The 25,201-nt window shown below is 71.0% G+C and carries 23 protein-coding genes; 12 read left to right on the top strand and 11 right to left on the bottom strand.

Features of this window, described 5'->3' with window-relative positions:
• Positions 1-170: 170 nt before the first annotated feature.
• Positions 171-716, bottom strand: a complete 546-nt coding sequence (locus ACIREO_RS13295; protein ID WP_404108342.1) for a TetR-like C-terminal domain-containing protein — start codon at positions 714-716, stop codon at positions 171-173.
• A 94-nt stretch (positions 717-810) separates the two neighbouring features.
• Here ACIREO_RS13295 and ACIREO_RS13290 point away from each other — a divergent pair, with 94 nt between their 5' ends.
• Complete coding sequence (locus ACIREO_RS13290) at positions 811-1,518, top strand: MBL fold metallo-hydrolase (protein WP_404108339.1); 708 nt, start codon at positions 811-813, stop codon at positions 1,516-1,518.
• Between the two features lie 96 nt (positions 1,519-1,614).
• The gene (locus tag ACIREO_RS13285) at positions 1,615-1,833 is read left to right on the top strand and encodes an MbtH family protein (protein ID WP_404108337.1); all 219 of its coding nucleotides are present in this window, start codon (positions 1,615-1,617) and stop codon (positions 1,831-1,833) included.
• Positions 1,834-1,907: 74 nt separating this feature from the next.
• Here ACIREO_RS13285 and ACIREO_RS13280 read toward each other — a convergent pair whose 3' ends face one another.
• The 3 genes from ACIREO_RS13280 to ACIREO_RS13270 all read right to left on the bottom strand — a co-directional run bounded on the left by ACIREO_RS13280 (position 1,908) and on the right by ACIREO_RS13270 (position 5,503).
• Positions 1,908-2,978 carry a bile acid:sodium symporter family protein gene (locus tag ACIREO_RS13280; protein WP_404108332.1) on the bottom strand — a complete coding sequence of 357 codons (1,071 nt, stop codon included), beginning with the start codon at positions 2,976-2,978 and terminating at the stop codon, positions 1,908-1,910.
• 50 nt (positions 2,979-3,028) lie between these two features.
• The gene (locus tag ACIREO_RS13275; protein WP_404108330.1) at positions 3,029-4,642 is read right to left on the bottom strand and encodes an ABC-F family ATP-binding cassette domain-containing protein; all 1,614 of its coding nucleotides are present in this window, start codon (positions 4,640-4,642) and stop codon (positions 3,029-3,031) included.
• A gap of 243 nt (positions 4,643-4,885) precedes the next feature.
• A complete protein-coding gene (locus tag ACIREO_RS13270) occupies positions 4,886-5,503 on the bottom strand; it encodes a DUF4232 domain-containing protein (protein WP_404108327.1) in 618 nt (205 codons plus the stop codon).
• A 151-nt stretch (positions 5,504-5,654) separates the two neighbouring features.
• Between ACIREO_RS13270 and ACIREO_RS13265 the strand changes: the two genes are divergently transcribed.
• The 4 genes from ACIREO_RS13265 (at position 5,655) to ACIREO_RS13250 (ending at position 9,930) form a co-directional block, all read left to right on the top strand.
• The gene (locus tag ACIREO_RS13265; RefSeq protein ID WP_404108324.1) at positions 5,655-6,761 is read left to right on the top strand and encodes a PP2C family protein-serine/threonine phosphatase; all 1,107 of its coding nucleotides are present in this window, start codon (positions 5,655-5,657) and stop codon (positions 6,759-6,761) included.
• Between the two features lie 106 nt (positions 6,762-6,867).
• Positions 6,868-8,511, top strand: coding sequence for an MFS transporter (locus ACIREO_RS13260; protein WP_404108321.1), 1,644 nt, complete (start codon positions 6,868-6,870; stop codon positions 8,509-8,511).
• Between the two features lie 71 nt (positions 8,512-8,582).
• Positions 8,583-9,536 (top strand): oxidoreductase, encoded by a 954-nt coding sequence (locus ACIREO_RS13255; protein ID WP_404108318.1) that lies wholly within the window; start codon positions 8,583-8,585, stop codon positions 9,534-9,536.
• Positions 9,537-9,651: 115 nt separating this feature from the next.
• Entirely contained in the window at positions 9,652-9,930 is a 279-nt protein-coding gene (locus ACIREO_RS13250) for a TMEM175 family protein (protein ID WP_404108315.1), read from the top strand.
• Here ACIREO_RS13250 and ACIREO_RS13245 read toward each other — a convergent pair.
• From ACIREO_RS13245 to ACIREO_RS13235, 3 genes are all read right to left on the bottom strand, one after another.
• A complete protein-coding gene (locus ACIREO_RS13245) occupies positions 9,845-10,642 on the bottom strand; it encodes a DeoR/GlpR family DNA-binding transcription regulator (protein ID WP_404108312.1) in 798 nt (265 codons plus the stop codon). The genes ACIREO_RS13250 and ACIREO_RS13245 overlap by 86 nt on opposite strands.
• 85 nt (positions 10,643-10,727) lie before the next feature.
• The gene (locus ACIREO_RS13240; RefSeq protein WP_404108735.1) at positions 10,728-12,086 is read right to left on the bottom strand and encodes a gluconate:H+ symporter; all 1,359 of its coding nucleotides are present in this window, start codon (positions 12,084-12,086) and stop codon (positions 10,728-10,730) included.
• The gene (locus ACIREO_RS13235; RefSeq protein ID WP_404108309.1) at positions 12,086-13,495 is read right to left on the bottom strand and encodes a homoserine dehydrogenase; all 1,410 of its coding nucleotides are present in this window, start codon (positions 13,493-13,495) and stop codon (positions 12,086-12,088) included. The genes ACIREO_RS13240 and ACIREO_RS13235 overlap by 1 nt, the downstream gene beginning before the upstream one ends.
• Before the next feature lie 199 nt (positions 13,496-13,694).
• Here ACIREO_RS13235 and otnK point away from each other — a divergent pair, with 199 nt between their 5' ends.
• The 4 genes from otnK to ACIREO_RS13215 all read left to right on the top strand — a co-directional run bounded on the left by otnK (position 13,695) and on the right by ACIREO_RS13215 (position 18,036).
• A complete protein-coding gene (gene otnK, locus ACIREO_RS13230) occupies positions 13,695-14,975 on the top strand; it encodes a 3-oxo-tetronate kinase (protein ID WP_404108306.1) in 1,281 nt (426 codons plus the stop codon).
• Positions 14,972-15,613 carry a class II aldolase/adducin family protein gene (locus ACIREO_RS13225; RefSeq protein WP_404108303.1) on the top strand — a complete coding sequence of 214 codons (642 nt, stop codon included), beginning with the start codon at positions 14,972-14,974 and terminating at the stop codon, positions 15,611-15,613. Before otnK ends, ACIREO_RS13225 begins: the two co-directional genes overlap by 4 nt.
• Before the next feature lie 90 nt (positions 15,614-15,703).
• A complete protein-coding gene (locus ACIREO_RS13220) occupies positions 15,704-16,270 on the top strand; it encodes a PadR family transcriptional regulator (RefSeq protein WP_404108300.1) in 567 nt (188 codons plus the stop codon).
• Positions 16,271-16,317: 47 nt separating this feature from the next.
• A complete protein-coding gene (locus ACIREO_RS13215) occupies positions 16,318-18,036 on the top strand; it encodes an acyl-CoA dehydrogenase family protein (protein WP_404108298.1) in 1,719 nt (572 codons plus the stop codon).
• 65 nt (positions 18,037-18,101) lie between these two features.
• Here ACIREO_RS13215 and ACIREO_RS13210 read toward each other — a convergent pair whose 3' ends face one another.
• The 4 genes from ACIREO_RS13210 to ACIREO_RS13195 form a co-directional block, all read right to left on the bottom strand.
• Positions 18,102-19,013 carry a 5-dehydro-4-deoxyglucarate dehydratase gene (locus ACIREO_RS13210; RefSeq protein ID WP_404108295.1) on the bottom strand — a complete coding sequence of 304 codons (912 nt, stop codon included), beginning with the start codon at positions 19,011-19,013 and terminating at the stop codon, positions 18,102-18,104.
• 16 nt (positions 19,014-19,029) lie between these two features.
• Positions 19,030-20,079 (bottom strand): 2-hydroxyacid dehydrogenase, encoded by a 1,050-nt coding sequence (locus tag ACIREO_RS13205; RefSeq protein ID WP_404108292.1) that lies wholly within the window; start codon positions 20,077-20,079, stop codon positions 19,030-19,032.
• A gap of 16 nt (positions 20,080-20,095) precedes the next feature.
• Positions 20,096-21,370: a glucarate dehydratase family protein gene (locus ACIREO_RS13200; protein WP_404108289.1), complete on the bottom strand. Its 1,275-nt coding sequence runs from the start codon at positions 21,368-21,370 to the stop codon at positions 20,096-20,098.
• 92 nt (positions 21,371-21,462) lie between these two features.
• The gene (locus ACIREO_RS13195) at positions 21,463-22,428 is read right to left on the bottom strand and encodes a 2-hydroxyacid dehydrogenase (protein WP_404108287.1); all 966 of its coding nucleotides are present in this window, start codon (positions 22,426-22,428) and stop codon (positions 21,463-21,465) included.
• Between the two features lie 240 nt (positions 22,429-22,668).
• Here ACIREO_RS13195 and ACIREO_RS13190 point away from each other — a divergent pair, with 240 nt between their 5' ends.
• Together ACIREO_RS13190 and ACIREO_RS13185 are read left to right on the top strand one after the other, a co-directional pair.
• Positions 22,669-24,261: an ABC transporter substrate-binding protein gene (locus ACIREO_RS13190; RefSeq protein ID WP_404108284.1), complete on the top strand. Its 1,593-nt coding sequence runs from the start codon at positions 22,669-22,671 to the stop codon at positions 24,259-24,261.
• Position 24,262: 1 nt separating this feature from the next.
• Positions 24,263-25,192, top strand: coding sequence for an ABC transporter permease (locus ACIREO_RS13185; protein WP_404108281.1), 930 nt, complete (start codon positions 24,263-24,265; stop codon positions 25,190-25,192).
• Positions 25,193-25,201: the final 9 nt, after the last annotated feature.

Genomic DNA, 25,201 nt, shown 5'->3' with positions numbered 1-25,201 from the left:
ACCGTTGTCCACGGCGGTGGTCGGCCGCCGTCCCTGATCAAGACGGTATGGCTGGTGGGGGCCTTGACGAATCCCTCTCCGCGCTGGTCCTGGGTCGTCCCTGAGGGCCACGGGAACCGGGGCGTGGTCCTCCGTGCGAGGGACGGCCGGACGCGGCGACGCCCTTCTCGTCAGGCCGGCGGGGCCTGGTGATCGTCTGCGAGAGCGCGACGCATCCCGCGCAGTCCGTACTCGAAGGCGCGGTCGACGTCGCCCCCGAGGCGGAAAGAGCCGTTGAGTTCCATGTCGATGAAACCGGCGACCCAGGCCGTCAGCAGGCGCGCGGCGTCGAGCGCGTCCTGCTCTCCCACGAGCTCCCCGGCGGCGTGCAGGACCGGGCCGGCGGCGCGGGCGAGTGAGCGGGGTGGTGCGTGCGTGGAGTGCATCAGCCGGAACCCCTCGGGCCGGGCCCGGGCGAACCTCCGGTAACAGTGCGCCAGTTCCTCGAGGGAGCCGTCGGTCGCCTCCAGACGGGAGGTCAGGTCGTCGACGGTGGCCTCGGCCACGGCGGCCAGCAGGGCTGCGCGGTTGTCGACGTGCTTGTACAGGGACGGGGCCCGCACGCCCACCCGCCCGGCGATGCCCTGCATCGTCAGCTTCTGCTGGCCGCCTGCCTCCAGCAGGTCGCGGCCCGCGGCGACGATCCCGCTGAGTGAGGTCTTCTCGGGGGTCGGCATGGTGCGCCCTTCCGTACCGATGGCTATTGACGATAGCCATCATAGCTAATTAGATTAGCCATCACGTTCCCCATCCTGAATCGGGAGAGACCTCATGAGACTCGCACCCCACCTGCACCGCCTCGGCAACGATCTGGTGGCGTGCTACCTCATCGACACCCCCGACGGCATCACGCTCATCGACGCCGGCCTGCCCGGTCACTGGGGCGACCTGCAGCGCGAACTCCACTCCCTGGGCAAGTCCACCGACGACATCCGCGGACTCGTCCTGACCCACGGCGACTCCGACCACATCGGCTTCGCCGAACGCCTGCGGAGCGAGCACGGCGTCCCGGTGTTCGTGCATGCCGCCGACGCCGCCCGCGCCCGCACGGGCGACAAGCCCAAGGTCGCGGTCGGCCCCATGCGCCTGGGTGCGACGCTCGGATTCTTCGGGTACTCCCTCCGCAAGAACGGGCTGCGCACCCGCTACGTCGGCGACGTGACCGAGATCGGTGACGGTGATGTCCTGGAGCTGCCGGGGAAGCCCGAGATCGTGGGCATGCCCGGTCACTCCCCGGGGAGCGTGGCGGTCCACGTCCCGCTCGCCGACGCCGTCTGCGTCGGCGACGCCCTCACCACCCGGCATGTCCTCACCGGGCGAACCGGGCCGCAGCCCGCACCCTTCACGGACGACCCGGCCGAGGCGCTCGCCTCCCTCGATCGGATCGCCCGGCTGTCGGCGTCCTGGGTGCTGCCGGGGCACGGCGCCCCCTGGCGCGTCTCGCCGGCGGAGGTGGGCGAGGCGGTCAGGAAGGGCTGAGGCGAGTTGTGGAACGGGGTGCGTCAACCGGGTGTGAGCCGGGTAGGGTGACAACAATCGAGTGAAGTTAGCCTTACCTAAGTTCAAGGAGTACCGGTGACCAACCCCTTCGAGGACGAGAACGGCACCTATCTGGTGCTCGTCAACGACGAGGGACAGCACTCGCTGTGGCCTGCCTTCGCCGAGGTGCCCGGCGGCTGGACCGTGGCCCACCAGGAGGACACCCGCCAGGCCTGTCTCGACTACGTGGAGCAGAACTGGACCGACCTGCGGCCCAAGAGCCTGATACGGAGCATGTCGTCCGGATCCGTGTGAGCCCTGTGGAACGCCCGAAGGCGTTCGTCCGGAACCCCGGACGAACGCCTTCGGTGGTGAACTGCGGGGTGAGGTCAGGACTCCCCGGCGGCCGCGGTGCTCGCCGCAGGGCCGGCGACCGCCTGTGCCGACTCGTCGCGCCGTGACCGGTGGGACATCCAGGCGGCGACCAGCGCGCCCGAGATGTTGTGCCACACGGAGAACACCGCGGCGGGCAGGGCCGCCAGTGGACTGAAGTGGGCCGTCGCCAGTGAGGCGGCGAGCCCGGAGTTCTGCATTCCGACCTCGAAGGCCATGGCGCGGCTGGCGGGCCGGCCGAGTCCCGAGATCTTGCCCGCACCGTAACCGAGCGCGAGACCCAGGCCGTTGTGCAGCACGACGGCGATCAGCACGGTCGCCGCTGCCGACTTGATGACGCCGGCGCTGCCCGCCACCACGGCGCAGACGATCGCGGCGATGGCCAGCGACGAGAGCCAGGGCATGAGGCCCAGAACCCGGTCGACGAGCTTCCCCGCCACCAGCCGGACCACCAGGCCGCCGAGGACCGGAAGAAGCACCGTCTTGAGGATGTCCGTGATCATCGAACCGGCGTCCACCGGCAGGTACGCACCCGCCAGCAGCAGCGTGAGCGGCGGGGTCACCAGGGGAGCCACCAGAGTGGAGACGGTGGCCACGGAGACCGACAGCGCGACGTCGCCGCGCGCCAGGAAGGTCACCACGTTGGACGCCGTGCCGCTCGGCGCGCAGCCGACCAGGATCAGTCCGGCCGCCAGCTGCGGCGGCAGCCCGAGCAGATGGGCGATGGCCCAGCCGAGTCCCGGCATGATCACATAGTGTGCGACCAGGCCGATCGCCACGGCCCAGGGGCGCTTCGCCACGCCCCGGAAGTCGAGCGGAGTCATCGTCAGCCCCATGCAGAACATGACGATACCCAGCAGGTACGGAACCGATTCCGTCCAGCCGTCGAACGTACCGGGGGTGACGAGACCGGCTACGCCCGCCACGAGCACGAGGACGGGGAACACCGTGACGGCGCGCCTCGCCGCCTTGTCGTCGGAGGCCGGTTGATCAGGGGATATCTGTTCGGTTTGCACAGGCGCGATGAGACGCCGCAGGCATGCGCCTCCGCAAACGCGTCTCGCCATTCGGACTCGATGTCCAGGATGCGTCGGCCGGCGGGCCCGGCGGAGCACGGCTACAGGCGCAGCTCACGCCCCTGCCAGCGTCTCCGCAGCCAGCGGTCGTGGCCGGCCAGGACGATCGCCCCCGGGCCCGCCCCCATGGCGGCCTCGAGCTCGTCGCAGAGCCGGGGTGACAGATGGTTCGTGGGCTCGTCGAGCAGCAGCAACTCGGGTGGGTGCGCCACCAGGAGGGCCAGCGCGAGCCGGCGGCGCTGACCGACGGACAGGCGTCCGACCTGCTTGCCGAGGTCCGCCTCGCTCATCAGGCCCAGCGAGATCAGCGGTACGGTCTCCGCTCGCTCGCTGCCGAGCGCCTGCGCGTAGGTGTCCCGGACCGTGCGTTCCGGCCGGCCGAACACGGTGTCCTGGGCCAGCATGCCCACCGAGAGACCGCCCTTGCGCCGTACGTCGCCGTCCGCGTCGAGGCGCCCGGCGAGCACGGCCAGCAGCGTCGACTTCCCCGCCCCGTTGTCACCCGTCACCAGCAGCCGCTCGGTCGCCGACACGTCGAGCCGGTCGACGGCGAGACGGCCCCGCACCCGTACGTCGCGCAGGGAGACGAGAACTCCGTCCTCCGACGCTCCGGCGAGCGCGGTGCGGCGGAACCGCAGCGGCTGCGGAGGCTCGGCGACCCGATGGCGTTCCAGCTCGTCCAGCCTGCGAGCGGCGCTGCGAACCCGTCGCGAGATCTGGCTCTGTACCCGGTTGGCCCGGACGCCGTAGCCCATCTTCTCGCTGTCGCGGGGTCCACGGTCCGGGGCTACACGGTGCGTGGTCGTGCCGATCGACCGGTGCAGCGCCTCCAGCTCCTCCTGCTCCTCGGCGTAGCGCCGCTCCCAGCGTTCGCGTTCGGCGCGCTTCTCGGCCTGGTAGGCGGTGTAGTTGCCGCCGTACCGCACCGGCCCGTCCATGGCGGGGTCGAGGTCGATCAGGTCCGTGCACACGGCATCGAGGAAGGCCCGGTCATGGCTCGCCACCACGACGGCACCGGGCAGACCGCACACCTGCTCCTCCAGGAACGCGGCAGCACCGTCGTCGAGGTGGTTGGTCGGCTCGTCCAGCAACAGCGCCGAAGGCCTGCGCACCAGCAGGGAGGCGAGGGACAGGCGTCCGCGCTGCCCGCCGGACAGGGAGCCGAGCGTCCGCTCCCGCCGGATCCCGCCGAGGCCGAGCCCCTCGAGGACCATCGTGGCGCGCCGCTCGGCGTCCCATGCCCCTTGCTCCTGGGCGCGCTCCAGCCGTTGGCCGTAGGCGTCGAGCAGTGCGGCGTAGCCGGGGGTGTCCCCCTCCGTGCGGGCGAGCTGTCCGGAGAGCCGTTCGAGTTCCGCGAGGTCGTCGCGGACCTCGCTCAAGGCCTCGTCCACCACGTCGGCGATCGTGGCAGCGGCGGCGAACGGCATCTCCTGGTGGAGGAAGCCCAGATCGGCGGGGCGGGTGACGCTTCCCGCGTCCGGCTCGTCCGCCCCCGCGAGAAGACGGAGCAACGTCGACTTGCCGACGCCGTTCTCTCCGATCAGTCCGATGCGGTGTCCCGGGGGCGCCGTGAGGGAGAAGCCGTCGATCACCCGGCCGTGGCCGAAGGAACGGACGATGTCGCGTGCGAGCAGGGCTGCGGAGGCGTCGGACATGGGAATGACCTCGGGTGGCGTGCGGGCGGACAGGCTTCCGCCCCGGGGCGGGCAGGGGAAACAGGGACGACACAGGGCCTCGCGGCAACGGCGCTGTCGCGCACCTGCCCACGGGCGATCACATCCGGGTGTCACCCGGAGATGTCGTCGTCTCCCACCATGTCCGGTCTCCTCACCGAGAGAGCGATTTTCCAAAGCGACCCTAGCAGCCGGCCGGCCGCCTTTACTGAGACACCGTCACCCCTACTTGCCCGAGCCGACCGGGGTCACCGTGATGCGGGAAGCCGAGCCGGAGTCAGCGGGAATGCTCACGGAGAGGGACATGTTGTGCGAGTGGGTCTCGTTCGGCGGTGTCACGACCACCGAGGTGAACGTGACACCTGAACCGCCCCCGGTGTTCGGCGGGAAGTACAGGGAGAAGTTGGTTTCTTCCCCGGGCGCCAGCGTGACCGTCGGGACCGGCCGGCCGCTGTTGCGCTCGGCGCTCACGGTGCCGTCCTTGCCCTTGAGATCCAGGCCAGGGTATCCGTGCATCGAGCAGGACGTGGATCCGGTGTTCTTGAGGTTGATCAGTACCTCACCCTCCGCCATGCCGCCGGAACTGCTGAAGGAGAGGTTCGCGGTCCGGCAGACGTCGCCGGACGACGCCTCCGGGGCGGGGGCAGCGGCAGAGTCCGAGGCCTGGCTGTCCCCTCCACCGGAGCCGTCCGTGTCGCCGGTACCGCTCGGGCTCATGGAGCCGGAGGACTTCTCCGGCGCCGCGGACGCCGCCGCGCCGTCGCTGTCGCCGTCGCAGGCGGTCAGGGAGAGGGCGGCCGCGACGGAGGCGGCGATGACGAAAGATGTTTTCTGAAGGCGCATGAGCTCTCCTGTGATGAGGCACCGGCTGCTCCGTACGAGCATGTGCTCGGGCGATCCACAAGAGGCTCATGCCCGGCAGAGGTCCCGCCATGTGCGCCGGGCCGTGGCCGCCGGGGATGCGGAGGGACGTGCTTGCGGGCAGCGTGGGGGAGTGCCGCAGCTGACGAGAACCCAGTGGATCCCCGTAGGCCTCATCGTGCTGGCCGTGGTTGTCGACCTGGTCACCCCGCACGACGTGACGTCCGCGCCGCTTCTCATCGCGGCACCCGTCGCCGCCGCGCCGCTCTGCGGCATCCGCGCGATCATCGGTGTCGGCCTCACGGCCATGGTCGTCCACGCGTTCCTCGCACGGATCGACGGGACCTTCGGATGGCGCGCGGGTGTGGCCAACCAGATCACCCTGGCGGCCGTCACCGCGCTCGCCGTCCTGATCCACCGCACGCTGCGCAGGCAGGACGCCCGCGCCCGTCGAGCCCAGCACGTCGCGGCCGTCGCCCAGCGGGCCGTGCTGCCCAGGCCTCCGTCGCGCCTGGGGGATCTGCACATCGACGCGCGGTACGTGCCCGCCGAGAGCGAGGCCATGATCGGCGGAGACCTGTACGTGGTGCAGAGCACCCCGTACGGGATCAGGGTCATGGTCGGTGACGTACGAGGGAAGGGGCTCGGGGCGGTCAGCGCCGTCAGCGCCGACCTCGGTGCCTTCCGGTACGCGGCGGACGAGGCGGAGGACCTTCCGCAACTCGTGGCCCGGCTGGAGCGGGCCCTCCTGCGCGAGGGCGGCCGGCGCGGCGGCCAGCAGCAGACGGAGGGCTTCACGACTGCCCTCATCGCGGAGTTCTCCACGGATCTGGAGACCGTGAGCCTGGTCAACCGAGGCCATCCGCCCCCGGTACTCCTGGACGCGCAGGGCCGCACCACCCTTCTCGAGGCGTCGGAGGAGTCGCCCCCGCTGGGTATGAGCGATCTGGGTACGTGGTCCACCCCGGTCGACAGCTTCCCGTTCCCCGCCGGCTCCACACTGCTCTGCTTCACCGACGGCGTCACCGAGTCCCGTGACGCCGGCGGACGCTTCTACGACCCCGTCGCCCGCCTGCCGCTCGTACTCGGCAGGCGGGCGCGCTCCGGCGGGCGCCTCACTCCGGGGCAGATCCTGGACACCCTGATCCAGGACGTCCGGCGCCACGTCGGCGGCCGGCCCCAGGACGACCAGGCCATGCTGGCCCTGTACCGCGCCCGCCCGGCCGCCTCCCCGGGCTGACGGAGGGTCCGGCCGCCGACGGCGGGGTGGCCGTCGTGCGCCGCTCGTCCTCGTCGCGGCCTCGGTCCGATATGCGCGCGGTTCCCATCCGGTCCAGACTCGGTCCATGCACACCGACACCCCTCCAGATCCCGGCTCAGGCGCGGTCAACCGGCCCTCTGCCGGAGGGGGCGCCAATCAGACGCTGGCCCTCGCGGCGATGCTCTTCGCCGTCTCGATGACGTTCATCGACCAGACGATCGTCGCCATCGCCGCTCCGAGCATCACCGACGAACTCGGCCTCTCGTCCTCCGGGATGCAGTGGGTCGTCAACGCGTACCTGCTCGCGCTCGCCGCCTTCTTCGCGCTCGGCGGGCGGCTGTCCGACATCCTTGGCCACCGCCGGGTGATGCTGATCGGCACGCTCGTGTTCGTCGTGTCCTCCGTGCTGTGCGGGTGCGTCCCGAAGGGCGAATTCGCGCAGACCTGGCTGATCATCTTCCGCGCCACCCAGGGACTCGGCGCGGCGCTGATGTTCCCCGCGGCGCTCGCCGTGGTCGTCGCCGTCTTCCCCGTGGAGAGGCGCGGCCGTGCGCTGGCGCTGTTCTTCGGTCTGTCGGGTGCCCTCACCGCGGTCGGGCCGTTGCTCGGCGGCTGGCTGACGGCCTGGACCTGGCGGGCCATCTTCTGGGTGAACGTGCCGATCGCCGTCATCGCCCTTGTCCTGGCGGCCATGGCCCACATCCCCGAGACCCGTCGGCGCGAGAAGCTCGACGTGCCGGGCGCCGTGCTGGTCGCCGTGGGCATGGGCCTGAGTGTGCTCGGATTCCAGCAGGCGTCCTCGTGGGGCTGGAGCAGCGTCGCCACCTGGGCGTGCATCGTGGGCGGGCTCGTCGTCCTGGCGGTGTTCTGCCGTTACGAACTCCGGGTGGCGGAACCGCTCATCAAGCTGAGTGTCTTCCGCGACCGGGCGTTCACCGTGGACATGCTCGTCCTCTTCTTCGCGATGCTGGCCTTCGTCCCGGTGTTCTTCTTCGCGTCCGTCTACGCACAGGTCTCGCTGAGCGCCTCGCCGAACCAGGCCGCCCTGTACCTGCTGTACTTCTTCATCGGCTTCGGGATCGCGTCCCAGTGGGGCGGCCGGATCCTGGACCGGCGCGGAGCCCGTCCGGCGATGAAGCTCGGTACCGCGCTCGGCGCCGTGGGGTTCGCCTTGTGGGCGTACAAGCTGACGGACCTGGAGATGCACGACCAGTGGCCCTACGCCGCCCTCGCCGGCGCGGGCATCGGCCTCCTCCTGGCCCCGGCATCCACCGATGCGGTCAACCGTTCGATCGGTGCCTCGTACGGCGAGGTCACCGGCATCACCCAGACCGTGCGCAACTACGCGGCCGCCATCGGCATCGCCGTGTTCGGGACGATTCTCACCCATGTCACCACCGACCGGGTCGTGGAGACCCTCACGTCCAAGGGAGTGCCGGCGGGCGCGGCGAACGACGCCGCCAGATCGGTTGCCGAGGCCGTCACCGGCAATCCGGACGCACAGGAGCCGACAGGCGGAGGCAGGGTCGCGACCCTGATGAGGGACTCGATGGACGCGGTCAGACTGGATTTCGCCGAGGCGAACCAGTGGGTGTTCTACGGGATGGCCATCGCGCTGGGCATCGCGTACCTGTGCGCGCACCGGCATCCCGGGACACGGGTGACCGGAGACTCGCCCACGGAGCCTTCCGCGCAGCCGGGGCCGGGCCGACGGGGAGCCGACGGGTGACGGTGCGCGCCTGGCCCGTACGGCCCGGCGGCCACGGGTGTGGAGCGGCGCTCGCCGGGGAGGCGTGACGTATGCACTCATGGACTCTCGACGACATGCCCGACCTCTCCGGCACCACCGCGGTGGTCACGGGCGCCAACAGCGGAATCGGAGCCGTGACGGCGCTCGCCCTGGCCCGCTCCGGGGCCCGGACGGTCCTCGCCTGCCGCGACCCCGAGCGCGGCAGGCGTGCGCAGGACGCCATCCACCGTGCCGCTCCGGGCTCGGACGTCCGGCTCGTCGGTCTCGACCTGGCGGACCTGGCCGCCGTGGCCGACGCCGCCGGCCACATCGCCAAGGAGACCGACGGCAGGCTCGACCTCCTCGTCAACAACGCCGGAGTGATGGCGCTGCCCCTGCGCCGTACGGCCGACGGGTTCGAGATGCAGTTCGGCACCAACCACCTCGGCCACTTCGCACTCACGCACCATCTGCTCCCCCTGCTCGGGGCGGGAGGCCTGTCGCGGGTCGTGACCCTGTCGTCGCTGGCACACCGCTTCGGCCGTATCGACTTCGACAACCTCAATGCCGAGCGGGGCTACGACAAGTGGCGTGCCTACGCGCAGTCCAAGCTCGCCAACCTGCTCTTCACCGCGGAGCTCCAGCGCAGGGCGGACACGGCCGGCAAGCAGGTGCTCGCGCTGGCGGCCCATCCGGGCCTGTCGGCGACGGAGCTCGGGCAGGCGGGGCCACGGATGGAGGGGCGCGCCTGGGCGGCGAGGCTGGAGCGGGCGACACGTGTGTACACACAGCCGGCGTCCGCCGGCGCGCTGCCCACGTTGTACGCCGCGACCGTGCCCGCCGCGCTCGGAGGCAGCTACTACGGCCCACGGCTGCTCGGCGGGACCAGGGGAGCTCCCGGGCCCGCACCCATGTCGGCGCGGGCTCAGGACATGGACACGGCGCGGGCCTTGTGGGAGGAATCCGCGCGGCTCACCGGTACGGCCGCCGATGCCTCATCGGAGCTTGACCCGCATAGCGCCTGAAGACGCGTCAAGATGAGTAACACCCTCTTGAGCCCTGGCTTCAGCGTCACAGCCAGGGCAGAACGCCCTGTCGTCGATATGACGGAGCCGGCGGCAGAGGCGCGCACGCACAGGAGTGCCACCGGACGTGGCACGCCTGACCGCTCTGTCCGACGCCGTATATGCCATCGCAATGACACTGCTCGTCATCAATGTGGCGGTCCCGCGGCCATGTGGTTCTGGTTCACGCTCATCCCCGCCCACTACCTCCTTGGCCAATACCGGAACCGGGCGGACACGGGGCCGGCGCAGAGGTAGGGGACCCTTCCTCATCCCGTTGAGGCCGCCAGCCGCAGGTCGGCGCCGCCGGCCCGCAGCCCCTCGGCGGCCGCCTCGGCCAGCGAGTCGTCGGTGACGATCGTGTCGAAGGCGCTGAGCGGCGCCACCCGGAACTTGCCGAACGTCCCGTACTTCGACGACCCTGCGACCAGCACGCTCGACCCCGTGCACTCCATCGCCGCCTGTTTGACCTCCACCTTCGCCGCCGAAGGGGTGGTCACCCCGCGCAGCAGATCCCAGGAACTGGTGCTGATGAAGGCGATGTCGAGAGCGAGCTGACGCAGCGTCGTGGCCGCGAGCCGGCCCACGCTCGACCGGTTGGACGGGTCGACCTGGCCGCCGATGTGTATGACGTCGAGGTGCGACGAGGCCATCAGACGGTCGACGGTCGTGAAGTCGTTGGTGACGACCGTCAGCGACGTGTGGCGGGCGAGCAACGGCACCATGGCCAGCAGCGTCGTGCCCGCGTCCAGATAGACCGTCATGCCCTCCCGTACGAGCCCGGCGGCTGCCGTGGCCATGGACTGCTTCTCGGGCTGCTCCATCAGGGACTTGGCCTGGAAACTGGGCTCGCTCTGGAGGTGGCTGGCGATCCGTGCCCCGCCGGGCACGGAGAACACCAGCCCCTGACGCTCCAGTTCGGCGATGTCGCGGCGGACGGTCATGTGGGAGACGCCGAAGAGCTGAGTGATCTGCTGCACGCTCAGCACCCCGTCGCGCCGCAGATGCTTCAACAGGAGCTCGCGCCGTTGATCGGGGATCAGGGGCAACTGCTCTTCGTCGGCCACTGCTTCTTACCTTTCCTCACGCGACCACCGCGGTCGCTGCTCGATTGTGCCGTCCCGGCCTGCGGTGTCCCAACAGGGCGCGGCCTCAGGACCCCACGAACGTGCTGAGCAGGAGCACTCCGCCGAGGCTGAGCAGGGACTGCAGGGACAGCATCAGTGTCCAGGTGCGGAACGTCTGGGCCACCGAGAGCTGGTAGTACTCCTTGAAGAGCCAGAACCCGGAGTCGTTGACGTGCGACAGCATCACCGCGCCCGACGCCGTCGCCAGCACCAGGAGTTCGGGGGAGAGGCCCGGGTAGGCGCCGATCAGCGGAGCGACGATCCCGGTGGCCGCCGCGGTGGCCACCGTCGCCGAGCCGAGGCAGATGCGCAGCAGCGCGGCGACCAGCCAGGCGAGCAGCAGCGGCGGGATCGACCAGTCGACCGCGTAGTCGGAGATCAGCTGGTCGATGCCGGTCGCGGTGAGCATCGCCTTGAGGCCGCCGCCGGCGCCGAGGATCAGCACGATCCCGCCGACCGGACCGAGGCCCTTGCCCGCCATCTTCTGGAGCTGGTTCAGGCCGAAGCCGGAGCGCAGACCCAGGGCGAAGAAGGCGAAGATCACCGCGGCCAGCAGGGATATGACCGAGGAGTCGCAGGCCTCGAAGATCGCGTAGGGCAGGGAGCCCTCCGCGGTGTTCGAGGTGCCCACGGTCCCGATGAGCATCAGGACGGGCGGCAGCAGCACGGTGATCAGGGCCAGTGCGAACGAGGCCGGTCGCTTGCGGTTCTCCGGTTCGGGGCTCGTCTCCGGGATGGGACCCTTGTCGAGGTCCGGGGCCGGGCCGAACCACCGCGAGGCGAACTTCGTCAGCAGCGGCCCGCTGATCACGGCGATCGGGATGCCGATGATCAGGCCGTACATGATGGTCAGGCCCGTGTTCGCCCCGTACGCCGAGACCGCCAGCGTGGGGGAGGGGTGCGGGGGCAGCAGGCCGTGCGAGATGTACAGGCCGGCGGCGAGCGGCAGCCCCACGTACAGCAGGTGGGTGCCCGTGCGCTTGGCTACGGCGTACACCAGCGGCACCAGCATCACGAAGCTGACGTCGAAGAGGTGCGGCATACCGATGAGCAGCGCGGCGGCCGTGATCGCGGTCGGGATCCACTTGACCGGGCGGGCGCCGATGAAGACGGTGGCGATCCGGTCGGCTCCGCCGGAGCCGAGCAGGATGCCGCCGAGGATGGTGCCGAGACCGATGGTGGGCCCGGTGCTCTTCAGCGCGTCGCCGAAGCCGTCCTGGAAGTGTTCGACGGTGTCGCCGGGACCGAGGCCCGCAGCGAGCCCCAGGCCGAGGGCGGACAGTGCCAGCGCCAGGAACGGATGGAGCTTGGCCTTGGTGATCAGCAGGATCAGGACGACGACCGCGGCCGCGCCCAGCAGGAGGTTCTGGAGGTCGGTACTCATCATCGACTCACGTGAGGGGCGGCGGTGTCGGTGGCACGCGAGGCACGTCCGGAGGTCCAGGCGTGCAGCAGGTCCGCGTCAGGGTCGGCGAGGTCGCCGAGGGCGATCAGCGCGCCGGCCCGGACATCACGCCCGAGCGTGGCGTGCGCCGCGAGGTACAGCGGTGCCGCGTCGGCGGGAGCGTCCTCGTCGCGGAGCAGGACGGCCTGGACGCCGGTGACGTCGTGGTGGTGGCCACCCATGTCCAGCACGGTGCCCGCGGGCAGGTCACGCCGGGCGCGGCCGGCGAGCATGGCGTGGGCACGCGGGTCGGCGCCGCCGGAAGGCCGGCCGTGGAGCACGGCGGACAGCAGCGAGACCGGTGTCTCGACGCCCATGAGGTGGTACGGGAGGTAGATCGCCGCGTAGCGCCCGTCCCTGCTGACGACGTGGCCCTTGCCGCGCAGCGTCTCCCAGGTGACCGGGTCGCCGGTCCGTACGACGACGAAGACGCCGCCGGCGAACGAGGCCTCGTCCGGCAGCCGCAGCGCGCTGAACACGTCGACGGCACCGGCGCGGTGCAGCAGGCCGCCGTCCTCGCGCAAGGCGTAGACGTCGGCGAGCTCGGCGATCCGGGCGACCGGGTAGTGGAGGCGCTCGACGTCCGGCCGGAAGCCGGTGTTGGTCGCGACCACCGCCATCTCGCAGTAGTCGGCGGTGGCGCCGGTCGGCAGAGCGGTCACGGCGGCCGCGCGGGCGGCGAGTGTGGTGCGCACGTCGTCACCGAGGCTCAGCAGCCCGGCCAGCTCGGGCGCGGGGACCGTGGTGTCGAGCTGGGTGACCGAGCCGGTCTCAGGGTCGAACACGAGGTCGTACTCGCTGGACTTGCCGATCGCCACGATGTCCAGGCCCAGAAGCTCCGCCCAGGTCACCAGCGCGATGAGATTCGCGGGCTGGTCGCCGTCGGCCGTGGTGTAGACGACGCCGTTGTCACGGGCCAGATCAGCGAGGTGCAGCCCGGCGACGGAGTCGACCTCCTTGCTCACCATGGCGACGTGACGGCCGCTGGTCAGCGCCTCGCGGGCCATGGCGTATCCGTCGGCCGGGCTTCCCGTCGCCTCCACCAGGATGTCCCAGGGCGCGGCCGGGAGCAGCGAGCCGTCCGCGACCAGGGCGACGGCCCCGTCCTCCGCGGCCCGTGCGACCTCGTCGGCGTCCGCGCAGACGGCCAGGCTGTCCGCCGGGTAACCGAGCTCGACGAGCATGCCGCGCAGCCGCTCCACGTCACGGTCGCACAGGACGGCAGGGGCCAGACGTCCGATGCGCGGGGTCTGGGCCAGCAAGGTCCGGGCGAAGCCGCCGCCGGCTCCGGACAGTGCGTAGCGCACGGTCCGGTCGCCGGTTCCGGCGAACAGATGATGCAGGTTCATGGGCTCTCCTAGACGGGCACACGGCTCGGTTCAACGGCTCCGGCGGACGCGGTCTCGGCTACGGCACGAGCACCACAGGGGAGCGTGTTAACAAGATGTACCAGCAGATCTCGTCTGCGTAAAGTCTGTTAACATTTTTTCACACGCAGCGTTCCGGGGGACTCCACCCGGTACCGCACCCCCAACGCAAGGAGGTCCGATGCCGACCCTCGGGGCCATCGCCGACGACTTCACCGGAGCAACCGATCTCGCCACCATGCTCGTCGCCCGGGGCCACCGGACCGTGGTGACCGTGGGGCCCGGCGCCCTGTCCGACGGCCCGGGGGCCGCAGCCGTGCGTGACGCCGACGCGGTGGTGGTGGCCCTCAAGTCGCGCACCGCGCCCGTGGAGGAGGCTGTCGGTACGTCACTCGCGGCCCTGCGCGCCCTGCGCGCGGCCGGCTGCGAGCGTTTCTACTTCAAATACTGCTCCACCTTCGACTCCACCCCGCGCGGCAACATCGGCCCGGTCGCCGACGCGCTCCTCGCGGAACTGGGTGAGAGCCGCACGGTCGTCGTCCCCTCGTTCCCCGCCACCGGACGCACCGTCTACAAGGGCCGCCTCTTCGTCCACGACGAACTCCTCGACGAGAGCCCCATGCGGCACCACCCGCTCACGCCGATGCGCGACTCCCACGTCGGCCGGCTGCTCACCCCGCAGACCGGCCACCCGGTACGCCTCGTCGGGCTCGACACCGTACGGAAGGGCAGCGACGCGCTGCGTGCCGCTCTCGACGCCCCCGGCCTCGCCGACGCGCTGGTCGTGGTGGACGCCGTGAACGACGAGGACCTGGTGACCGTCTGTGCGGCCACCGCCCACCTCACCCTCGTCACCGGCGCGGCCGGACTCGCCCTCGGTCTCACCGGTCCGCACGCCGAGGCACGCGCCACCCCGGCCTCCCGCCCCGGGGATCCAGGCGTCGTACTCTCCGGCAGTGCCTCGTCCGCCACACGGGCCCAGGTCGCCCACGCGCGCGCCCGCCTGCCGCACCGCAAGCTCGACCTGGCCGCCCTGCGCGCGGACTTCGCCGGGACGGTCGCCGGGCTCGTCGCCTTCGCGCGCCGAGCCTGGGACGACGCCCCGGGGAAGCCGCCTCTGATCTACGCCGTCGACGATCTCGGCGACCTGGAACAGCCAGGGGCGCACGACGGGCCCGCCGCCTCCGAACTGGTCGAGCGTGCCCTCGCCGCCTGCGCCACCGGCCTGGTCGCGGCGGGCGCGCGCCGGCTGCTCGTGGCCGGCGGCGAGACCTCCGGAGCCGTCGTAACCGCCCTCGGCGTCCGCGCCCTGTCCATCGGCTCGCCCATCGCCCCGGGCGTCACCTGGGCCCGTGCCGAAGGCCGCGCGGACGGCCGGGACCACACCGTGGATCTCGCCCTCAAGTCAGGAAACTTCGGCGACACCACCATCTTCACGGAAGCCTGGAGCGCACTGGCATGAGCGACCCCCGCACCGACCTCGCCGCCGCGGGCGCCCGGCTGGCGGCACTCGGACTCAGCCCCGGCTCCTCCGGCAACCTCAGCGTCCGGGTCGACGACCGCATCCTCATCACCCCCACCGGCGCCGACCTCGCCGAGGTCGACCCCCACGGGCTCAGCGTGCTCGGCCTCGACGGCACCCACCTCGACGGACCACGGCCGTCGAAGGAGTTCCCCCTGCACAGCGCCTTCTACCGGCGCGACCCAGGCACCCGCGCCGTCGTGCATCTGCACGCCCGGCATGCCACCGCGGTGTCCTGCCTCCCCCCGTGGTCGGTGAGGAGCGCGGTACCGCCGCTGACCCCGTACTTCGTGATGCGCGTCGGTCAGACCCCTCTCGTTCCGTACGCCCCGCCCGGCGACGCGGACCAGGCCGAGGACCTGGCCCGGCTGCCCTTCCCGCTCCGCGCCGCGCTTCTCCAGAACCACGGCCCCGTCCTCGCGGGCCGCACGATGGCCCGTGCCGTCGACGCGGCGGTGGAACTGGAGGAGGTGTCCGCCCTGCTCCTCACCCTGGGAGAACGCTCTCCGCGCCTCCTGACGCCCGAGGAGGCGGACGCGCTCGCCGAGAAGTACGACTCGCCGTGGGGCGAGCACTGAGGCACTCCAAGCGGCGGCGGGCGGGTGAGGAGCGTCTCACCCGCCCGCCGTCGCTTGCTATGCAACCAGTTGCATAGAACGATCGGGGTCATGGCGCTCGAACACGCGATCCTCGTCTCCCTGCTGGAGCAGCCGGGCTCCGGCTATGAGCTCGCCCGGCGGTTCGAGCGGTCCATCGGATACTTCTGGACCGCCACGCACCAGCAGATCTACCGCGTCCTCAAGCGCATGGAGGGCGACGGTCTGCTCGACGTCCGCGACGTCCCGCAGGAGCGCCGGCCGGACAAGAAGGAGTACTCCGTCGCCGCCCCCGGCCGTGCCGCCCTCTCCGGCTGGCTGCACGAACCGATCGAGCCCGAGAGCCTCCGCCACGATCTCGCCGTGAAGATCCGTGGAGCGGCCTTCGACGACCCGGCCGCGCTGCTCCACGAGGTCGAGCGGCACCACCGGGTGCACAGCGACCGGCTCGCGCACTACCTCGCCGGGGAACTGCGTGACTTCACCGGCCCCGGCGCCCCCGCACCGCTCGGCGCGGGGCAGGAACTGCAGCATGTCGTGCTGCGCGGCGGCATCGCCTACGAGCGCATGACGGTCGCCTGGCTCGACGACGTGCTCGCCACCCTCCACCGGCTCGGCGCGGCCGGCCCCCGTATCTGAACCCTCCCGCATCCTCCCGCCCGTCACCCCTCGGAAGGTGTACCACCATGGCCGACCCGCTGCTGTTCAACCCGCGTGCCTACGACCCGGCGCACTTCGACCCCGAGACCCGCAGGCTCCTGCGCGCCACCATCGACTGGTTCGAGGCCCGCGGCAAGCGCCGGATCATCGAGGACTACCGGTCCCGCGCCTGGCTGGGGGAGTTCCTCGAATTCGCCGCCAAGGAAGGGCTGTTCGCCACCTTCCTCACCCCCGCCTCCGCCGCGGGGCGGGAGGACCAGCGCTGGGACACCGCCCGGATCGCCGCGCTCAACGAGATCTTCGGCTTCTACGGCCTCGACTACTGGTACGCCTGGCAGGTGACCATCCTCGGTCTCGGCCCGGTCTGGCAGAGCGGCAACGCGGCCGCCCGCAGCCGCGCGGCGGAACTCCTCACCCAGGGCGAGGTGTTCGCCTTCGGTCTGTCGGAGAAGGCGCACGGCGCCGACATCTACTCCACCGACATGCTTCTGGAGCCGGACAGCGACGGCGGCTTCCTGGCCACCGGCTCCAAGTACTACATAGGCAACGGCAACGCCGCAGGCCTCGTCTCCGTCTTCGGCCGCCGCACCGACGTCGAGGGACCGGAGGGCTACGTCTTCTTCGCGGCCGACAGCCGGCACTCCGCCTACCACCTGGTGAAGAACGTCGTCGACTCCTCCAAGTACGTCAGCGAGTTCCGCCTCGACGGCTACCCGGTCGGCCCCGACGACGTCCTGCACACCGGCCGCGCCGCCTTCGACGCCGCCCTCAACACGGTCAACGTGGGCAAGTTCAACCTCTGCACCGCCTCCATCGGCATCTGCGAGCACGCGATGTACGAGGCCGTGACCCATGCGCAGAACCGCATCCTCTACGGCCGCCCCGTGACAGCCTTCCCGCACGTCCGGCGTGAGCTCGCCGACGCCTACGTCCGGCTCGTCGGCATGAAGCTCTTCAGCGACCGCGCGGTCGACTACTTCCGCTCGGCCGGTCCCGACGACCGCCGGTACCTGCTGTTCAACCCGATGACCAAGATGAAGGTGACCACGGAGGGCGAGAAGGTCATCGACCTCATGTGGGACGTCATCGCGGCCAAGGGCTTCGAGAAGGACACCTACTTCGCCCAGGCGGCCGTGGAGATCCGCAGCCTGCCCAAGCTCGAGGGCACGGTCCACGTCAACCTCGCCCTCATTCTGAAGTTCATGCGCAACCACCTGCTGGACCCGGCCGGGTACGAGCCGGTGACGACGCGTCTGGACGCCGGTGACGACGCGTTCCTCTTCCGCCAGGGACCGGCCCGCGGTCTCGGCTCCGTACGCTTCCACGACTGGCGCCCGGCCTATGACGCGTACGCCGCGGTCCCCAATGTCGCCCGCTTCCGGGAACAGGCGGACGCGCTCTGCGACTTCGTGTCCCGCGCGGCGCCCGACGAGCGGCAGAGCCGCGACCTCGACTTCCTGCTCTCCGTCGGCCAGCTCTTCGCGCTGGTGGTCCACGGCCAGCTGATTCTGGAGCAGGCCCGTCTGACCGGCCTGGACGAGGACGTGCTCGACGAACTCTTCTCCGTACTGGTCCGCGACTTCTCCGCGCACGCCGTCGAGCTCCACGGCAAGGACTCCGCGACCGGGGAACAGCAGGCCTGGGCCATCGCCGCGGTGCGTCGCCCTGTTGTGGACGAAGCACGCTCGGCCAGGGTCTGGGACCGGGTCGAGGCGCTGTCCGGGGCGTACGAGATGACTCCTTAGCCGACACGTGGGGCGGCCGGATCCTCCGGCCGCCCCACCCGTTCCACGCGGTCCTGGGGATCGGTTCAGGAGGCGATCACAGCGCGCCCATCGGCGATGAGGGCGGCCAGCTCCTCGGTCTCCGGCCCGGTGAGTGAGGTCAGCGGCGGCCGCACCGGTCCCGCCTCGACACCCGACAGGGTCACACCTGCCTTCACCAGCGCCACCGCGTATCCGGGGACCCGTCGGCGCAGCCGGACCAGGGGGTGGAAGAAGGCGCGCTGAAGCGCGTCGATCCGCGGCTGGTCGCCCGCCTCGACGGCGCGGTGGAAGGCGAGGGAGATGTCCGGTGCGAAAGCGAAGGAGGCCGAGGAGTACAGCTTGACGCCCAGCGCCCGGTAGGCCTGCTGGCTCGCCTCGGCCGTGGGCATGCCGTTGAAGAACTGGAAGCTTTTGCCGGAAGCGGCCAGGGCGTCCCGCACGGCGGGGACGATGCGCGCGACGAGGTCGAGGTCGCCGGTCCCGTCCTTGAGGCCCACCACGGTGGGCAGCTGGGCCACATCCGCCGCGGAGCGCTCGTCGAACCGGGCGTTGGCGCGGTTGTACACGATCAGGGGGAGACCGGTCTCCCGGCCGACCTCACGGGTGTAGGCGATGAGCCCCGCTGCGGGCGACTCGACCAGGTAGGGAGGCATGAGCAGCAGCCCGTCCGCGCCGGCCTCGGCCGCGGCCCGGGCGAACCGCCGGGCGAGGCCGAGCGCGCCACCGACTCCGGCGTACACCGGAACGCGCCCTCCCACCGCGTCGACGGCGGTCCGCACGACTTCGGCGAACTCCTCCTGGTCCAGGGCGTGGAACTCGCCGGTGCCGCAGGCGACGAACACGCCGCCCGGCCCCGCGTCCACGCCCGCCGACACATGTCGGCGCAGGGCATCGAGGTCGACGTCACCGGTGGCCGTGAACGGGGTGACGGGGAAGAACAGAACGCCTTCGAGCACGAGTGGGCTCCTTGCATCAGTGGTCGGGCGAGAGGGGGCCGCCGGACGAACGGGCCGGGTCACGAGGGGTGGCGTCGTCTTCGGGCACCGGCCGGGTGTCGCCCGCGCCGGCGCGCACCACGTTCACGAGCGGCTCGCCGCGCCGCAGCCGGCCGATGTTGCCGGCGATCTCCGTCGCGCGGGCGGCGAAGGTGTCGGTGGTGTGTCCCGAGTTGTGAGGCGTCATGAGCACGTTGGGCAGGTCGTGGAAGGGCAGCCGGCTCGGCGGGTCCGGCGGGCCGGACCACCACACGTCCAGGGCGGCGCCGCCGATGGCACCGGAGCGGAGCGCCTCGTAGAGCGCCTCCTCCTGCACCACCGGGCCCCGGGCCACGTTGACCAGCAGGGACCCGGGCCCCATGGCCTCGAGTTCGGCCGGGCCGATCAGTCCGCGGGTGGCGGGGCCCAGAGGGACCGTGACCACCACGATGTCGGACTCGGCGAGGAGTTCGGACAGCCGGTCGCTGCCGCCGACCCAGTCGGGCCGCAGATCGGCGGGGACCGGCGCGGTGGGGTCGCGCCGCACGGCACGCACCCCCAGCCCGACCGCCTGGCACAGCCGGGCGACCTCGGTCCCGGTCTCGCCGAAGCCGATGATCCCGACCCGCCGTCCGCGCAGCGTCGACCCGAACGGGAGCCCGGGGTCGACGGCCACGTTGCGCCAGCGTCCGGAGCGCAGCACGCGGTCGGCCGTCAGCACGTCGCGGGAGAGCATCAGCGCGGCCATCAGTACGTGCTCGGCGATGGAACGCCCGTGGTGATGGGTGGTCGCGACCGTCACCCCGGGACGGAGCGCGTCCAGCGGAATGCCGTCGTAGCCGGCGCCGACGACATGCACGAGCCGCAGGCGCGCGGCGCGGCGCGCGTCCTCGGCCCCGAGTTTCGATCCGATGTACACGTCGATCTCGGGGAGGGCGTCGGAGATCCGGCCGGTGTCCCAGTCGCAGGCGTCCGACCAGACATGGCTGCCCTCCGTACCCGCCTTGAGGGGTTCGTCGAACCGGCTCAGGATGCGGTGATTGATCATGATGCGCACGAGCGGGTCACCACCGGGGGGTCTTGATCGAGAACGACGGGTCGAAACGGCGCATGTAGCCGGTGTCGTCGCGGTCGCGCAGCCCGCAGTCCAGATACTGGCGGTGGAGCCGTGCGAGTGCGTCCCGGTCCAGTTCCACGCCCAGACCGGGGGCCGTCGGTACGGCGACGCCACCCTCGCTGAAGCGCAGCGGTCCGGGATCCACCACGTCCTCGTCCGGCCGTTTCCAGGGCCAGTGCGTGTCACAGGCGTAGGTCAGACGCGGGGTGGCCGCCGCCAGGTGGGTCATCGCCGCGAGGCTGATGCCCAGGTGCGAGTTGGAGTGCATCGACATACCCAGCCCGAAGGTCTCGCAGATCGCGGAGAGCTGGCCGCAGCGCCGCAGTCCGCCCCAGAAGTGGTGGTCGGACAGGACGATGCTCACCGCGCCCTTCGCCACGGCCGGGGCCAAGTCGTCGAAGGAGACCACGCACATGTTGGTCGCCAGCGGGGTCGGTGTCCGCCCCGCCACGGACGCCATGCCCTCGATGCCCTCGGTCGGGTCCTCCAGGTACTGCAGGACGCCGTCCAGCTCGCGGGCCACGTACAGCGATGTCTCCGTGCTCCAGGCGGCGTTGGGATCGAGGCGCAGGGGATGGTCCGGAAACGCCTTCCGCAGCGCCCTGACCGCCGCGATCTCCTCATCCGGCGGGAAGACGCCGCCCTTGAGCTTGATGGAGGAGAAGCCGTACGTCCCGATCATGCGCCGGGCCTGGTCGACCAGGCCCGCCGGGTCGAGGGCCGCGCCCCAGTCGTCGTCGCCCTGGCCGGGGTGCCCGGCCCACTTGTAGAAGAGATACGCGCTGTAGGGGACCGCGGGGCGCACGGCTCCCCCGAGCAGATCGCAGACCGGACGGCCGACCGTCTTGCCCTGGATGTCCAGGCACGCGACGTCGAACGGAGCCATGATCCGGTCCACGGCGCTGCTTCCGGTGACCATCCCGGACATGCCGTCGCCGCCCGTGGTGTCGGCTCCCAGCGCACGCGTGGTGCGGGCGGTCAGGTCATTGAGACTCCAGACGTCCATGCCGGTCAGCTCGGCGGCGGCGCGGCGCAGCCGCTCCAGGTGCACCGTGCCGCCGTAGGTCTCGCCGATGCCGCTGATCCCGCTCTCCGTGGTGATCTCCACGATGGTGCGCAGCGCGTACGGCTCGTGTACGCCGACCGTGTTGAGCAGGGGGTGGTCGCGGAAGGCCACGGGGGTCACGGTGACGTCGGCGATGCGTTCGGAGGTGCGCGCCATGCAGGCCATCCTCATAGTGATGTCACGTTCTCATCTGTAGACAATATTTGTATGTATGGACGAGTGCTGGTGTCAATGGGTCGGCCGGGAGGTCACGGGACCGGGGTGAGCAGAACCCCCTCCGTCATGAACCGCCTCAGATTGCGCAGGGCCAGGTCGCCCATGGCCGCACGTGTCTCCCGCGTGGCGCTGGCGATGTGCGGCAGCAGTACCACCCGGTCCGAGGCCAACAGGGCCTGCGGCACGTTCGGTTCGTCGGTGAAGACGTCGAGCGCCGCCCCCGCGATCCGTTCCTCCTCGACCGCTGCGACCAGGGCAGGCTCGTCGACGACACTGCCCCGCGCGACATTGACCAGGTATCCCTGGGGGCCCAGCGCGTCCAGCACGGCCGCCGAGACCAGACCCTCGGTGCCCTGTCCTCCCGCGACGGTCACGACAAGCGCGTCGCAGGCCTCGGCCAGGGCCTCCGCGCTGGGCAGATGGTGGTAGCCGACGCCTGGGACCGGGGTGCGCGTGCAGTAGGCGATTCGCGCGCCGAATCCGTCGAGCCGTTGTGCTACCGCCCGTCCGATACGGCCGAGTCCCAGGATGCCCACCCGCTTCCCGCTCACCCGTGAGGCCAGCGGGAAGGGCGTGGTGCCCCAGCTCCCCGCCCGTACGTACCGGTCGGCGGCCGACATCCGGCGCATGACGTCGATCAGGGCGCCGACCGCGAGGTCGGCCACGCAGTCGGTGAGCACGTCGGGGGTGTTGCTGACGTCGATGCGCCGGGCGCGGGCCCGGACCACGTCCGTCGTCTCGTAGCCGACGCCGAAGTGGACGATCGCCCCCAGTCTCGGCAGCGCGTCCATCAGATCGTCGCTGACGCCGGTCCGCGCACTCGTCACAGCGGCCACCACGTCTTTGCCGTGCTCACGCAACCAGACCGCCGGGTCGGGCAGTTCCGGAAGGCGAACCGTGTGGAAGCCCTCGGCCAGCGAGTCCTCCAGGGCGGGCAGCAGGGGGGACACCTGGAGAACGGTGTCCGGGGCGCTCGTGGGGAGGGGTGAGTTCGGCAAGGTGATGCTCCGGTCTTCGTCGACGGTTTCGGGGGGTGTGCGGCGCTCGGCGGCACCGGGCGCGAACCGGCGCGGGGATGTCAGGTCTTCCGTATGTCTTGACGCTGCCCCGGCGCCGGTTTAGCTTCGCGTTCACGGATACGGACGGAGTACGCAAGTGTAGACAGCATGTGGTGGTCGCCCTTATACCCCAGAGCTCGGAACGCGACACATCAGCGATTCCCCCGGAGACATGTGACGATGAAGTCCTTCGTTTCACCCACCCAGCGCGCAGCACCAAGGCGGCCCCGCAAGCTGACAGCGACACTGCTGGCGGGCGCCGTGCTCATGACCAGCGGATGCGCCGTGGCCAACAGCGCCGGCGGCGAGACCGGCCGGGCCGACGGTCGCACCCTGCGGGTGGTGCTCACCCAGGAACCGCCCACCCTGGAGCCCTGTGAGGCATCACTGACAGGCACCGGCGTCGTCGTCCGGTCCAACATCACCGAACCCCTGGTCGAACGAGATCCCGCGTCCGGCGAGCTGAACCCCTTGCTGGCGACCGGCTGGAAGCAGACCGGGGCCCGCACCTGGTCGTTCGACATCCGTTCCGGGGTGACCTTCCAGAACGGCGCGCCCTTCACCGCCGAGGACGCCGCCTTCTCCATCGACCGGGCGGTCAACTCCGACCTCGCCTGCAACGTCGAGGGCTACGTCTTCGGCAACGACGACCTCGAGGTCGAGGCGGTGAACGACCGCCGGCTGACCGTCACCACCGAGAAGCCGGACCCCATCCTCCCGCTGCGCCTGAGTTTCGTGGAGATCGTGCCCCGCACCACCGACAGCGCCGCCAAGGTGCGCATACCGGTCGGGACCGGCCCTTATGCCGTCCGCTCCTGGCAGCCCGGAGCGGCGATCTCCCTCAACCGTTTCGGCGACTATTGGGGCGAGGCACCGCCCTTCGCGCGGGCACGGTACGTGTGGCGCAGCGACGCCAGCGTCCGCGCCGCCATGATCGACAAGGGCGAGGCGGAGATAGCCGTGGCCCTGGACCCGATGGAGGCGGAGAAGGACACGACGGTCTCCTACCCCAACAACGAGACGACCGCCCTGCGGCTGGACGGCCGTGAGGCTCCGCTCGACGATCTGCGGGTACGGCGGGCCATCGACCTGGCCGTGGACCGCCAGGGCATCATCGACGCCCTGCTCGGCGGCCTGGCCGAACCGGCCGGACAACTCGTTCCGCCGGGAGTGGTGGGACACAGCGACGCGATCCGGCCCGCCCGGCAGGACGTCGCCGAAGCCCGCGCCCTGATCGAGGAGGCGTCGGCCGACGGTGTGCCCACCGACCGGCAGGTCACCCTGGTCGCCCGCAACGGGATGTTCTCCGGGGTGTCGGAGACGGCGGAGGCACTTCAGTACCAGATGGAGCGGATCGGGCTGAACGTACGGGTGCGGATGGCCGACACCGCCACCCACCTCCAGTACCAGCTCCGCCCGCTGCCCAAGGACGTCGGCCCCATCGCCCTGCTGATCATGCACGGCAACCAGGCCGGTGACGCGGACTTCACCACCAGCCAGTACCTGCGGAGCGACGGCCCCCAGTCCACCTTCGGCACGAGGGCTCTGGACCGGCGCATCGCCGAAGCGGCCGCGCTCTCCGGCAAGGAGCGGCAGAAGGCCTTCGCAGGCCTGCTCGCGGAGCAGAACGAATCCGTCGTCCAGTACACCCACATCGCCCACATGAGCGGACTGCTGGGCCTGTCGCCGGCGATCCGGTACAAGCCCGACTCCGCCACCGGGGACGAACTCCGGCTGGCCGAGGTCAGCCCGGCCAAGGGGGCGAAGCACTGACATGATCACATTTCTGCGCAAGCGCGTACTCTCCAGCGCCGTCCCCCTGGTCTGCGTCGTCCTCGGCGTGTTCCTCCTGGCCCGGATGACCGGCAATCCCGTCGACCTCTACCTCCCACTGAGCGCCACCGCCGAGCAACGGGCGGAGTTCTCCACCGCGCAGGGCTTCGACCTCTCGATCCCGGCACAGCTGTGGAACTACCTCGTCGACGCCACGCGGTTCGACTTCGGCACCTCGCTCCGGACCGGGCAGTCGGCGGGCTCGATGGTGGTCGACGCCTTTCCCGTCACCCTGCAACTCGCCGGTGTGACCATGCTGCTGGCGATCACCGGAGCGCTGCTGGTCGGCAGCCTGGCCGCCTACCGGCCCAACTCCCTGATCGACAGGATCGCCAGCCTGCTGTCGATGACGGCCGCCAGCATCCCCGACTTCTGGTTCGCCATCATGGGCGTGCTGGTCCTCGGCGTGAGCCTCGGACTGCTGCCGACCTCGGGCACGATCGGCGGCCCCGAGATCTGGGTGCTGCCCATCGCGACCCTGCTGATCCGTCCCTTCGGCGTGCTGGTGCAGGTGGTACGCGGCAGCATGGTCACCGCGCTCTCCGCGCCCTATGTGAAGATCGCCCGGAGCAAGGGCGCCACGCCCGGCCGGGTGGTCTTCGGCCACGCCCTGCGCAATGCCGTCACACCGGTGCTGACCGTGGCGGGCGACCTGACGGTGGGTCTGGTCAACGGCGCGGTGATCGTCGAGACGATCTTCGGCTGGCCCGGTATCGGCAAGCTGATGATCGACTCCATCCTCCAGCGTGACTTCGCGGTCCTCCAGGCGGCCGTCCTCCTGACCGCCGTGACGATCTTCGCGCTGAACATCCTCGTCGACGTCTGCCACGCGCTGACCGACCCCCGAGTGCGTCAGGCGGTGCCGGCATGAGCGAAGGAA

It is taken from the genome of Streptomyces sp. NPDC102441, from assembly GCF_044765585.1.
Taxonomy (GTDB): Bacteria; Actinomycetota; Actinomycetes; order Streptomycetales; family Streptomycetaceae; genus Streptomyces.
This window is presented reverse-complemented; position numbering and strand designations above follow the sequence as displayed.